Annotated in this window: 10 protein-coding genes; 6 read left to right on the forward strand and 4 right to left on the reverse strand. The window is 52.5% G+C overall.

Annotation, left to right across the window (positions count from 1 at the left end):
• Window positions 1–95 precede the first annotated feature (95 nt).
• Complete coding sequence (gene psiE / locus C1192_RS18480) at window positions 96–506, forward strand: phosphate-starvation-inducible protein PsiE (RefSeq protein ID WP_000202902.1); 411 nt, start codon at window positions 96–98, stop codon at window positions 504–506.
• 94 nt (window positions 507–600) lie between these two features.
• On the opposite strand, the gene malG is transcribed toward psiE, so the two are convergent.
• From malG to malE, 3 genes are all read right to left on the reverse strand, one after another.
• Window positions 601–1491: a maltose ABC transporter permease MalG gene (malG, locus tag C1192_RS18485; protein WP_001252091.1), complete on the reverse strand. Its 891-nt coding sequence runs from the start codon at window positions 1489–1491 to the stop codon at window positions 601–603.
• Between the two features lie 14 nt (window positions 1492–1505).
• Entirely contained in the window at window positions 1506–3050 is a 1545-nt protein-coding gene (malF, locus tag C1192_RS18490; protein WP_001517565.1) for a maltose ABC transporter permease MalF, read from the reverse strand.
• A 699-nt stretch (window positions 3051–3749) separates the two neighbouring features.
• Window positions 3750–4940, reverse strand: coding sequence for a maltose/maltodextrin ABC transporter substrate-binding protein MalE (gene malE / locus C1192_RS18495; protein ID WP_000695404.1), 1191 nt, complete (start codon window positions 4938–4940; stop codon window positions 3750–3752).
• A 364-nt stretch (window positions 4941–5304) separates the two neighbouring features.
• Here malE and malK point away from each other — a divergent pair, with 364 nt between their 5' ends.
• The 5 genes from malK (at window position 5305) to ubiA (ending at window position 10830) form a co-directional block, all read left to right on the forward strand.
• Window positions 5305–6420 (forward strand): maltose/maltodextrin ABC transporter ATP-binding protein MalK, encoded by a 1116-nt coding sequence (gene malK, locus C1192_RS18505; RefSeq protein ID WP_000179158.1) that lies wholly within the window; start codon window positions 5305–5307, stop codon window positions 6418–6420.
• 71 nt (window positions 6421–6491) lie between these two features.
• On the forward strand, window positions 6492–7832 hold the full coding sequence (lamB, locus tag C1192_RS18510) for a maltoporin LamB (protein WP_001517566.1): 1341 nt from the start codon (window positions 6492–6494) through the stop codon (window positions 7830–7832).
• A gap of 515 nt (window positions 7833–8347) precedes the next feature.
• Window positions 8348–9268, forward strand: a complete 921-nt coding sequence (gene malM, locus C1192_RS18515; RefSeq protein ID WP_001517567.1) for a maltose operon protein MalM — start codon at window positions 8348–8350, stop codon at window positions 9266–9268.
• A gap of 179 nt (window positions 9269–9447) precedes the next feature.
• The gene (ubiC, locus tag C1192_RS18520; protein WP_000019214.1) at window positions 9448–9945 is read left to right on the forward strand and encodes a chorismate lyase; all 498 of its coding nucleotides are present in this window, start codon (window positions 9448–9450) and stop codon (window positions 9943–9945) included.
• 12 nt (window positions 9946–9957) lie between these two features.
• Window positions 9958–10830, forward strand: a complete 873-nt coding sequence (ubiA, locus tag C1192_RS18525) for a 4-hydroxybenzoate octaprenyltransferase (RefSeq protein ID WP_000455236.1) — start codon at window positions 9958–9960, stop codon at window positions 10828–10830.
• 212 nt (window positions 10831–11042) lie between these two features.
• Here the strand turns inward: ubiA and plsB are convergent, their stop codons facing one another.
• The gene (gene plsB / locus C1192_RS18530; RefSeq protein ID WP_038355652.1) at window positions 11043–13466 is read right to left on the reverse strand and encodes a glycerol-3-phosphate 1-O-acyltransferase PlsB; all 2424 of its coding nucleotides are present in this window, start codon (window positions 13464–13466) and stop codon (window positions 11043–11045) included.
• Window positions 13467–13508: the final 42 nt, after the last annotated feature.

Below are 13508 nucleotides of genomic sequence, written 5' to 3' on the forward strand. Positions count from 1 at the left end.
TAAATCCAGGTTGAACAAAACATACACAAAAAATATAGATCTCCGTCACATTTTTACGTTATACAGGAAGCTCGCCACTGAGTTGGAGGGCTGTTATGACGTCGCTATCTCGTCCCCGCGTGGAGTTTATCTCCACTATTTTGCAGACCGTACTCAATCTTGGCCTGTTGTGCCTGGGCTTGATTCTGGTTGTCTTTCTCGGCAAAGAAACGGTGCATCTGGCTGATGTGCTGTTCGCACCAGAACAAACCAGCAAATATGAGCTGGTGGAAGGGCTGGTGGTTTACTTTCTCTATTTCGAATTTATCGCCCTGATTGTGAAGTATTTTCAGTCCGGATTTCACTTTCCCTTACGTTACTTTGTCTATATCGGGATCACCGCCATTGTGCGCTTGATCATCGTCGATCATAAATCGCCACTGGATGTGTTGATCTACTCTGCAGCGATCCTGTTACTGGTGATCACTCTATGGCTGTGTAATTCGAAACGGCTGAAGCGGGAGTAAAAAAGAGGCGCTCCGAAGAGCGCCGAATAACAGTCACAAGTTAGGATAACGTAAGTTGAGGGTGCAGCGGCATAACATTGGCATAACAACATCTTTAACCTTTCACACCACCCGCCGTCAGGCCGTTGACCAGCCAGCGTTGAGCCAGCAAGAAGACGAGGGTGATCGGTAATGCAGACATCACAGCAGCGGCAGCAAAGTCACCCCACAGGTAGTTTTGTGGGTTGAGGTATTGCTGCATACCCACGGCCAGGGTGTAACTGTTCACATCACGCAGTAACAGCGACGCGACCGGAACTTCAGTAATAGCAGCGATAAATGACAGGATGAACACCACTGCCAGAATCGGTACTGACAGCGGCAGCAGGACGAGGCGGAAGGCCTGCCACGGCGTCGCGCCATCCAGCGCCGCCGCTTCTTCCAGCGAGCCATCGATAGTTTCGAAATAACCTTTGATCGTCCAGACGTGCAGCGCAATCCCCCCCAGGTAAGCAAAGATAACGCCGCCGTGGGTATTCAGGCCGATGAACGGAATGTACTCACCCAGGCGGTCAAATAACGCATACAACGCGACCAGTGAGAGTACCGCCGGGAACATCTGGAAAATCAGCATCCCTTTCAGCAGCGTCGCTTTGCCAGGGAAGCGCATACGGGCGAAGGCGTAGGCGCAGGTGGTGGAGAGCGCCACAATACCTATCGCAGAAATCCCCGCGACTTTCACCGAGTTCCACAGCCATAGCAGTACCGGGAACGGCGGTGGCGTAACGCGACCATCCGCCTGTTCAACGCTAAAACCTAACGCCAGTTTCCAGTGATCCCACGAGATTTGCTCCGGGATCAGGCTGCCGGTCGCGAAGTTCCCCTGGCGCAGCGAGATGGCGACGACCATTAGCAGCGGGAACATAATCGCCGCGATAAAAAGTAGCAGTAGCAGGTGAGTAATAAATAAACGTACTTTTTGCGATTTCGGTTGGACCATTGCCATTTTTGTTATCTCCCTTAATCAAACTTCATTCGCGTGGCTTTCAGGTTCACTATCGCCAACGCACCCACCAGCAGGAAGATCAGCGTGGCAATCGCTGCCGCCAGACCGAAGTCCTGACCACCGCCGCCTTCAAAGGCGATACGGTAGGTGTAGTTAACGAGCAGGTCGGTATAACCGGCTGGTGTGGTGGTGCCAAGACGATCCGGGCCGCCATTGGTCAACAGTTGAATTAGTACGAAGTTGTTAAAGTTAAAGGCGAAGCTGGCGATCATCAGCGGTGTTAGCGGCTTGATCAGCAGCGGCAGCGTGATTTTAAAGAAGTTCTGGAATGGGCCTGCGCCATCCATCGCAGAGGCTTCATACAGATCGTCTGGAATCGCTTTCAGCAAGCCCATGCAGAGGATCATCATGTACGGATAACCCAGCCAGGTGTTGACGATAATCAGCATCGTCCGCGCAGTGGTTGGATCGCTGAACCAGGCGGGCTTCACGCCAAATAGTGCGCTCAACATCATGTTGATTTCACCGAAGCTCTGGTTGAACAACCCTTTGAAAATCAAAATTGAAATAAATGAGGGGACGGCGTAGGGCAGAATCAGCAGTACGCGGTAGATAGCTTTGCCGCGCAACGCTTCCCATTGCACCAGACAAGCCAGCACCATGCCGACTGCCACCGTTAAAAAGACAGTGATCAGTGAGAACATCACGGTCCAGACGAAAATCGCGAGGAACGGTTTCTGAATGCCTTCGTCGGTGAAGACGCGGGTAAAGTTTTTCCAGCCGGTGGTTACGGTATAACCCGGACTTAACTTTTCGTCGCCCCAGTTGCCGTCGGCGGTAATGGACTGGTAAAAGCCTGTCTGGTCATTCGGACGATACTTTACACCACTCTGGTTATTGGTCAGCGTACCATCATCGCCCAGCGTGTAGAGCGGCTGCGTACCGGAGAACTGGCGCAGGGAGCTCATCATCACTTTGTTGTCATCCGGGAGAATGGCGGTAATGTTGCTCAGTGCCTGACGATTTTGGGTAATCACGCGCAGATTTGCGCGCTCGCCTTCAGGCAGTGTGGCGCTTTCTTTCAACTGTAGTTTTTGCTCACCGCCAAATTTAAAGGCGTCGGAGAGATAATTCTTGCCGGTTTCACCATCGGTAAGCGCCAGTTGCCACTCATCACCTGCCGGATAAAGACCGAAGTTATAGGTTTTTCCCGCTTGCCAGGAACGATCCAACAGAACTTCCTGGGCGCGTTCAAAAGTAAGCTGGTTGGTGCTGCTGTAGTTGGTGAAGGCGATGGCGATGGTGCAGACCAGAGGGAAGAGGACGAATAAGCCCATTCCGGCCATTCCCGGATAGACATAGCGCCAGGCATAGGCTTTACGGTTGGCGAAAATATACAGCCCCGCTGAACTCAAAATCAGCGTGGTAATGGCGAACAGGTATTCCCCTTGTGCGTACATTAAAACTACAAGGTAACCCACCAGCAGGCCAAGCAGACCTAACACTGACCATTTCAGCGCGTCGCTTTGCCACCAATGTTTCTTTTTAATGACATCCATGGGGTTCTTCCTCATTCCAGGACGGATAAATGATTACACCGCATCCGGCAACAACCGCCTGATGCGACGCTGGCGCGTCTTATCAGGCCTACATACGCTTCGGCTTCGTAGGTCGGATAAGGCGTTTACACCGCATCCGGCAACAACTGCCTGATGCGACGCTGGCGCGTCTTATCAGGCCTACATACGTTTCGTTTTTTCGGTCGGATAAGGCGTTTACGCCGCATCCGACAACAACTGCCTGATGCGACGCTAAGGCGTCTTATCAGGCCTACATAGGTTTCGTTTTTTCGGTCGGATAAGGCGTTTACGCCGCATCCGGCAACAACTGCCTGATGCGACGCTGGTGCGTCTTATCAGGCCTACATAGGTTTCGTTTTTTCGGTCGGATAAGGCGTTTACGCCGCATCCGGCAACAACTGCCTGATGCGACACTGAGGCGTCTTATCAGGCCTACATAGGTTTCGTTTTTTCGGTCGGATAAGGCGTTCACGCCGCATCCGGCAACAACTGCCTGATGCGACGCTGACGCGTCTTATCAGGCCTACATAGGTTTCGTTTTCGTAGGCCGGATAAGGCGTTCACGCCGCATCCGGCAATCAATGCCTGATGCGACGCTGGCGCGTCTTATCAGGCCTACATAGGTTTCGTTTTCCTGGCCGGATAGGGCGTTTACGCCGCATCCGGCATTTAACGGCATTACTTGGTGATACGACCCTGTGCATCTTTCAGCGCGGCATCAACAGTCTGGCGACCGCTGGCAGCGTTGATCACTGCGGTACGCACGGCATACCAGAAGGCGGACATCTGCGGGATGTTCGGCATGATTTCGCCGTTTTTGGCGTTATCCATGGTGGCGGCAATGCGTTGATCTTTCGCCAACTGATCCTGGTAAGACTTCAGCGCCACGGCACCCAGCGGTTTGTCTTTATTCACTGCTTCCAGACCCTCGTCGGTCAGCAGGTAGTTTTCGAGGAACTCTTTCGCCAGTTCTTTGTTCGGGCTGGCAGCGTTAATGCCTGCACTCAGAACACCAACGAATGGTTTGGAAGGTTGTCCCTTGAAGGTCGGCAGCAGCGTCACGCCGTAGTTCACTTTGCTGGTATCGATGTTGGACCATGCCCACGGACCGTTGATGGTCATCGCAGTTTCACCTTTGTTAAAGGCTGCCTCTGCGATGGAGTAATCAGTATCCGCATTCATGTGTTTGTTTTTAACCAGATCAACCAGGAAGGTCAGACCCGCTTTCGCGCCAGCGTTATCCACACCAACGTCTTTCACGTTGTATTTATCGTTTTCATACTTGAACGCATAACCACCGTCGGCGGCAATCAGTGGCCAGGTGAAGTACGGTTCTTGCAGGTTGAACATCAGCGCGCTCTTACCTTTCGCTTTCAGTTCTTTATCCAGAGCCGGGATTTCTTCCCAGGTTTTCGGTGGGTTCGGCAGCAGGTCTTTGTTATAAATCAGCGATAACGCTTCAACTGCGATCGGATAAGCAATCAGTTTGCCGTTATAACGAACAGCATCCCAGGTGAAAGGATACAGTTTGTCCTGTAACGCTTTGTCTGGGGAGATTTCAGCCAACAGACCAGATTGGGCATAGCCGCCAAAGCGGTCGTGCGCCCAGAAAATAATGTCCGGACCATCGCCAGTTGCCGCAACCTGGGGGAATTTCTCTTCCAACTTATCTGGATGCTCAACGGTAACTTTAATTCCGGTATCTTTCTCGAATTTCTTACCCACTTCTGCGAGGCCGTTGTAGCCTTTATCGCCGTTGATCCAGATAACCAGTTTACCTTCTTCGATTTTGGCGAGAGCCGAGGCGGAAAACATCATCGTCGTTAAAACAGATAATGCGAGGATGCGTGCACCTGTTTTTATTTTCATAATCTCTGGTCCTTGTTGGTGAAGTGCTTGTGAAAACGCCTGAACGGACTCTAGTTTCTTTATACGGCAACCTCTTTCCATCCTCCTTGCCCCTACGCCCCACCCTCGTTTTGTGTGATCTGCGTCGCAGAAATAGCAGTATTGCGGGGAGGCGCACACAAAATTGCCATGTTTTTTGCAAGCAATATCACGAATTTCCTTACTTCTCCTCGGATTAGTATGCAGACACCATCTTCTCATCCTCCCGCCTCCTCCCCCATAAAAAAGCCAGGGGGTGGAGGATTTAAGCCATCTTCCGATGACGCATAGTCACTGCATCATGAATGTTGCTGTCGATGACAGGTTGTAACGAAGGGAGAAGGGCATGGCGAGCGTACAGCTACAAAATGTAACGAAGGCCTGGGGGGATGTGGTGGTATCGAAAGATATCAATCTCGACATCCACGAAGGTGAGTTCGTGGTGTTTGTCGGACCATCTGGCTGCGGTAAATCCACTTTACTGCGCATGATTGCCGGTCTTGAGACGATCACCAGCGGCGACCTGTTCATCGATGAAAAACGAATGAACGACACCCCGCCAGCAGAACGCGGCGTCGGCATGGTGTTCCAGTCCTATGCGCTCTATCCCCATCTGTCTGTGGCAGAAAATATGTCGTTTGGCCTGAAATTAGCAGGCGCAAAGAAAGAGGTCATCAACCAGCGTGTTAACCAGGTAGCGGAAGTGCTGCAACTGGCGCACTTGCTGGATCGCAAACCGAAGGCGCTCTCCGGTGGCCAGCGTCAACGTGTGGCGATTGGTCGTACGTTGGTGGCCGAGCCAAGCGTGTTTTTACTCGATGAACCACTTTCCAACCTCGATGCAGCGCTGCGCGTACAGATGCGTATCGAAATTTCCCGTCTGCATAAACGGTTGGGTCGCACAATGATTTACGTCACTCACGATCAGGTCGAAGCGATGACGCTGGCCGACAAAATCGTGGTGCTGGATGCCGGTCGCGTGGCGCAAGTCGGGAAGCCTCTTGAACTGTATCACTATCCGGCAGACCGCTTTGTCGCCGGTTTTATTGGTTCACCGAAGATGAACTTCCTGCCGGTGAAAGTAACTGCTACCGCAATCGATCAGGTCCAGGTTGAGCTGCCGATGCCAAACCTCCAGCAAGTCTGGCTTCCGGTTGAAAGCCGCGATGTTCAGGTCGGTGCCAACATGTCGCTGGGCATTCGCCCGGAACATTTACTGCCAAGCGATATCGCTGACGTCATCCTTGAGGGTGAGGTTCAGGTGGTCGAACAGCTTGGCAACGAAACGCAAATTCATATCCAGATCCCTTCTATTCGTCAAAACCTGGTGTACCGCCAGTCTGACGTGGTGTTGGTAGAAGAAGGTGCCACATTCGCTATCGGCCTGCCGCCAGAGCGTTGCCATCTGTTCCGTGAGGATGGCACTGCATGTCGTCGACTGCATCAGGAACCGGGCGTTTAAGCATCCTACAAAAGACACAGAGCCTGTGACAGGTGATGTGAAAAAAGAAAAGCAATGACTCAGGAGATAGAATGATGATTACTCTGCGCAAACTTCCTCTGGCGGTTGCCGTCGCAGCGGGCGTAATGTCTGCTCAGGCAATGGCTGTGGATTTCCACGGTTACGCTCGTTCCGGTATCGGCTGGACAGGGAGCGGCGGTGAACAACAGTGTTTCCAGACCACTGGCGCTCAAAGTAAATACCGTCTTGGCAACGAATGTGAAACTTATGCTGAATTAAAATTGGGTCAGGAAGTGTGGAAAGAGGGCGATAAGAGCTTCTATTTCGACACTAACGTGGCCTATTCCGTAGCACAACAGAATGACTGGGAGGCCACCGATCCGGCTTTCCGTGAAGCGAATGTGCAGGGGAAAAACCTGATTGAATGGCTGCCAGGTGCCACCATTTGGGCTGGTAAACGTTTCTATCAGCGTCATGACGTTCATATGATCGACTTCTACTACTGGGATATTTCTGGTCCTGGTGCCGGTCTGGAAAACATCGACGTTGGTTTCGGTAAACTTTCCCTGGCAGCAACGCGTTCTTCTGAAGCGGGCGGTTCTTCCTCTTTCGCCAGCAACAATATTTATGACTATACCAACGAAACAGCGAACGACGTCTTTGACGTGCGTTTAGCGCAGATGGAAATTAACCCGGGCGGAACCTTAGAGCTGGGTGTCGACTACGGTCGTGCCAACCTGCGTGATAACTATCGTCTGGTTGATGGCGCATCGAAAGATGGCTGGATGTTCACTGCCGAGCATACCCAGAGCATCCTGAAAGGCTTTAACAAGTTCGTTGTTCAGTACGCAACAGACTCTATGACCTCACAGGGCAAAGGGCTGTCGCAAGGGTCTGGCGTCGCATTTGATAACGAACACTTTGCTTACAACATCAACAACAACGGTCACCTGCTGCGTATCCTGGATCACGGTGCGATTTCTATGGGTGACAATTGGGACATGATGTACGTGGGTATGTATCAGGACATCAACTGGGATAACGACAACGGCACCAAATGGTGGACCGTCGGTATTCGTCCGATGTACAAGTGGACGCCTATCATGAGTACCTTGATGGAGATCGGCTACGACAACGTCGAATCCCAGCGCACTGGCGACAAGAACAACCAGTACAAAATCACCCTCGCACAACAATGGCAGGCTGGCGACAGCATCTGGTCACGCCCGGCTATTCGTGTCTTCGCAACCTACGCCAAGTGGGATGAGAAATGGGGTTATGACTACAACGGTAGTTCCTCTTCTAACCCGAACTACGGCAAAGCTGTTCCGGCGAACTTCGAAGGCGGTAGTTTCGGTCGTGGCGATAGCGATGAGTGGACCTTCGGTGCCCAGATGGAAATCTGGTGGTAATAGCAAAACCTGGGCCGGATAAGGCGTTTACGCCGCATCCGGCAACCAACGCCTGATGCGACGCTGTCGCGTCTTATCAGGCCTACAACCGCTGCCGAATGTAGGCCGGATAAAGTGCTTGCACCGCATCCGGCAACCAACGCCTGATGCGACGCTGTCGCGTCTTATCAGGCCTACAACCGCTGTCGAATGTAGGCCGGATAAGGTGCTTGCACCGCATCCGGCAACCAATGCCTGATGCGACGCTGTCGTGTCTTATCAGGCCTACAACCGCAGCCGAATGTAGGCCGGATAAAGTGCTTGCACCGCATCCGGCAACCAACGCCAGATGCGCCGCTGTCGCGTCTTATCAGGCCTACAACCGCAGCCGAATGTAGGCCGGATAAGGTGCTTGCACCGCATCCGGCATAAAAACAGGTTGTCATTATCTATAAAGGGCGTAAGCCCCTCTGTTTATCGGGTTTAGCGCGCTATTGCCTGGCCACCGCTGAACTCCAGATTTTGAGGTGAAAACAATGAAAATGAATAAAAGTCTCATCGCCCTCTGTTTATCAGCAGGGGTGCTGGCGAGTGCGCCTGGAATCAGCCTGGCCAACGTCAACTACGTACCGCAAAACACCAGCGACGCGCCAGCCATTCCATCTGCCGCGCTGCAACAATTAACCTGGACACCGGTCGACCAATCTAAGACTCAGACGACCCAACTGGCGACCGGCGGCCAACAACTGAACATCCCTGGTATCAGTGGCCCGGTTGCCGCATACAGCGTTCCGGCCAATATTGGCGAGCTTACTCTGACGCTGACCAGTGAAGTGAACAAACAAACCAGCGTATTTGCGCCGAATGTGCTGATTCTTGATCAAAACATGACGCCATCGGCCTTCTTCCCCAGCAGTTATTTCACCTATCAGGAACCCGGCGTCATGAGTGCCGATCGCCTGGAAGGGGTTATGCGCCTGACGCCAGCACTGGGGCAGCAAAAACTTTATGTTCTGGTCTTTACCACTGAAAAAGATCTCCAGCAGACGACCCAACTGCTCGACCCGGCAAAAGCCTATGCCAAAGGCGTTGGTAACTCGGTGCCGGATATTCCAGATCCGGTTGCCCGTCATACCACTGATGGCTTGCTGAAGCTGAAAGTGAAGACCAACTCCAGCTCCAGCGTGTTGGTAGGGCCGCTGTTTGGTTCTTCCGCTCCTGCTCCGGTTACGGTAGGCAACACGGCAGCGCCAGCCGTAGCTGCGCCTGCTCCAGTGTCAGCGAAGAAAAGCGAACCTATGCTCAACGACACGGAAAGTTATTTTAATACCGCGATCAAAAACGCTGTCGCGAAAGGTGATGTTGATAAGGCGTTAAAACTGCTTGATGAAGCTGAACGTCTGGGATCGACATCTGCCCGTTCCACCTTTATCAGCAGTGTAAAAGGCAAGGGGTAATTACGCCCCACAGTGCTGATTTTGCAACAACTGGTGCGTCTTCTGATGCACCTTTTTTTTCTCTCCCTTGGTGATTGTTGCGTTATTGTTGCGTATTAGATCACTTAATATGCTTTACATCTCCCGTTAACGCTTTTCTGCGATACAATGCCTTTACGTTATGTAACGGAGAGTTCGGCATGTCACACCCCGCGTTAACGCAACTGCGTGCGCTGCGCTATTTTGCAGAGATCCCTGCGCTGGAACCGCAACTGCTCGACTGGTTGTTGCTGGAAGATTCCATGACCAAACGTTTTGAACAGCAGGGAAAAACGGTGAGTGTGACGATGATCCGCGAAGGGTTTGTCGAGCAGAATGAAATCCCCGAAGAATTGCCGCTGCTGCCGAAAGAGTCTCGTTACTGGTTACGTGAAATTTTGTTATGTGCTGATGGTGAACCCTGGCTTGCCGGGCGTACCGTCGTTCCTGTGTCAACGTTAAGTGGCCCTGAGCTGGCGTTACAAAAATTGGGTAAAACGCCGTTAGGACGCTATCTGTTCACATCATCGACATTAACCCGGGACTTTATTGAGATAGGCCGTGATGCCGGACTGTGGGGACGACGTTCCCGCCTGCGATTAAGCGGTAAACCGCTGCTGCTGACCGAACTGTTTTTACCGGCATCACCGTTGTACTAAGAGGAAAAAAATATGGAGTGGAGTCTGACGCAAAATAAGCTGCTGGCGTTTCACCGCTTAATGCGTACGGATAAGCCAATTGGCGCGTTACTGCTGCTCTGGCCAACTTTGTGGGCGCTGTGGGTGGCGACACCAGGTGTTCCCCAGCTCTGGATCCTGGCGGTGTTTGTTGCTGGCGTCTGGCTAATGCGCGCCGCCGGTTGTGTAGTGAATGACTATGCTGACCGTAAGTTTGACGGTCATGTTAAGCGCACGGCAAACCGACCGCTTCCCAGTGGCGCGGTGACTGAGAAAGAGGCGCGCACACTGTTTGTGGTGCTGGTGCTAATTTCGTTCTTACTGGTGCTGACGCTGAATACGATGACCATTCTGTTGTCGATTGCTGCGCTGGTGCTGGCATGGGTTTACCCATTTATGAAACGTTATACCCATCTACCGCAAGTGGTGCTGGGCGCGGCGTTTGGCTGGTCGATTCCAATGGCTTTTGCCGCAGTGAGTGAGTCAGTACCGTTAAGCTGCTGGCTGATGTTCCTCGCCAATATTCTCTGGGCGGTGGCTTACGATACTCAGTACGCGATGGTTGACCGTGACGACGACGTAAAGATTGGCATTAAGTCCACGGCAATCTTGTTTGGTCAATACGATAAGTTGATTATCGGCATTTTGCAGGTCGGCGTACTGGTACTGATGGCGATTATTGGCGAGTTAAATGGCTTAGGCTGGGGATATTACTGGTCAATTCTGGTAGCGGGCGCGCTGTTTGTTTATCAACAAAAACTGATTGCCAACCGCGAGCGTGAAGCCTGCTTTAAAGCGTTTATGAATAATAACTATGTTGGCCTGGTACTATTTTTAGGGCTGGCAATGAGTTACTGGCATTTCTGATGATGTAAAAAAAGTCGGATGATTATGGACTGCACCTTAATCAGTTGGGTGTCCAACTTTTGGGGTGCAGTCCATTATCCGGCTTTTTTCTGTGAAAAGCTGCCTGATGCGCTGCGCTTATCAGCTCTACATAACACATCGCAATTTATTGAATTTGCAGGTCATGGTAGGCCAGATAAGGCGGTTTCGCCGCATCCGGCAACGCTCACCAATTACCCTTCGCCCTGCGTCGCACTCTCAATCGTCAAACGCACATCGGATGTAATCAACTCCGCCAGCAACTGGTACACCTTCATCGTCTCTGCCGGTTCGGCGTCGCCGCTGTCGCTGATATACCCTTCATCACGCAGCGTCAGCACCAGAGAACTGAACACCGCTTTGTCGAAGAACTCCGGTGCGTTGATGCCGTGTAGCACAGAGAGACGTTGTGCCACGGTGCGGCTCTCTTTTTCCAGCGTACCGCGGTTGATTGACGGGTTGGCGCTCAGCAGCCAGAAAGTGATGGCATAACGTTGCAGCGTTTCGCGCGCACCTGCGGCAAGCAACTGAAGCGTGCGGGAATGCGCCGGGTTGATATGCAATTCATCATCTTGCAGCGTAATCAGCCCCTGACGTTGCATTTCATTCGCCAGCGCATCAATCACACCCGGTAATTCGTCGCGATCCCAGCGTAGGAACAGCTCTGCTTTCAGCATTGGATACAGCACGTTAACGTGCTCCATCAATACGTCGCGGGAGATGTGGCGATGCTGCGTTACAATTGCCGCCATCAGTGAAGGCAGAACCAACATATGCGCAATATTGTTGCGATAGTAGGTCATCAGCACCGCTTGCTCACGCGGCAGAATGATGATGTCACCGATGGTGTCTTTCTCGACTTCAAACTTGTTCATCTGCAGCGCGTGATCGATAAGCTCACTGGCGCTGGCTGAAGGCACCGTTGAATCCGCGGAGTAAGGCACGTTGCGCATCAAATCGAGATAACAGTTGAGTTGTTCGGTTAACTGCTCGCGGGTGAGTGAGCGCTGACGTGACGCCAGAAGCGCAGTACAGCACAGGTTCATGGCGTTTGCCGCCCCTGCGTTGTTAATGCGTACCATCAGATCGGCGGCAATGTTATTCACCGTCGGCGTTAACCAGGCTGGACGCACCGCTTCGATGGGGTCGATTGATTCGCGCCAGTCCGGCACATGCTGGTTGAGATAGGTCATCAACGGCATTGGTTCACCGAAGTTGACATAGCCCTGTCCAAGATTACGCAGTTTGCTTAAGCCGCGCAGCATCTGTGGCAGGCTCTCTTTCTCTTTCGTCGCGCCGCGCAGTTCTTTGGCGTAAGTCCCCACTTCCATGACGTGTTCATAACCGATGTAGATCGGAATCAGCGTAATCGGGCGTGTACCGCCACGCAGCATCGCCTGAATGGTCATCGACAGGGTGCCGGTTTTTGGATCAAGCAGACGCCCCGTTCGCGAACGCCCACCCTCCACAAAGTACTCAACGGAATAACCACGGCTGAACAGTTCACCGAGATATTCGCGGAAAACTGTGGAGTAGAGTTTATTGCCTTTAAACGTACGGCGAATAAAGAACGCACCCAGACGGCGGAAAATCGGCCCGGCAGGCCAGAAGTTCAGGTTGATCCCAGCGGCGATATGCGGCGGCACCAGCCCCTGGTGATAAAGCACGTAAGAGAGCAGCAGGTAGTCCATGTGACTGCGATGGCAAGGCACATATACCAGCTCATGACCGTCGTGGGCCAACTGGCGAACGCGCTCGGCGTTATGGACGTTGATGCCCTGATAAAGCCGGTTCCAGGTGAAGCCCAGAATACGGTCAGTCAGGCGGATCATCTCGTAAGAGAAGTTCGCCGCAATCTCTTCCATCAGCGCAATAGCGTTTTGCTGCGCTTTTTCATGGAAGATTTTTTTGCTGCGGGCTTCATCTTCTACCGCTTTGGCAATGGCGCGGGAGGCAAGTAGCTTATTGAACAAGTCCTGACGGGCAGGCAGGCGTGGACCCACGGCAGCAAGGCGCTGGCGGGCAAAGTGCATACGTGCCACGCGCGCCAGTTTCTGGGCGATAATTTTATCCGTGCCGTGTTCATCAGCCATGCGACGCAGCGAAACTGACGGCGAGAAACGCACAAAACTGTCGCGACCAAGCCACAGTACGGCGAAAAATTTCTGCACGCCGTTGAGTATACGCAACGGTGGGTTTACTTCGCCTTTTTCGCGCCCCGGCGCACGACCAAACATCACCGATACCGGTACCATCTGCACATCCAGATTCGGGTTGCTGCGGTGCAGGTCGAGATAATCGTGGAACAGCTTAATGGATTCTTCTTTTGGCGTGTAATAGGTGAAAACACGCGGCCCGCCGTGAATAAACACATAGCGTGGCAGCAGCGTGCCGTCGATCTCCAGCGGCTCTAATGGGTCGGGCAGATCATGTGCCAGACACTGGGCGCGCAACGTCAGCAAATCCGCTTTTGAGTTGTACGGTAAAACGTACATAATTGGACGAGAGGTATCGAGTCCCAGTTCCGGGGCAGGATCTGCCGGAATAGACTTGCTTTTTACCAGGATGCTTAATGGTAAATTCAGTAATTTGTAGTAAATTCGTGGCCAGCCGGACATAAACGATGTAAAGCCTCTGGTTAATAATGCAAATGCGCGGCA

Source organism: Escherichia marmotae (assembly GCF_002900365.1).
GTDB classification, from domain to species: Bacteria; Pseudomonadota; Gammaproteobacteria; order Enterobacterales; family Enterobacteriaceae; genus Escherichia; species Escherichia marmotae.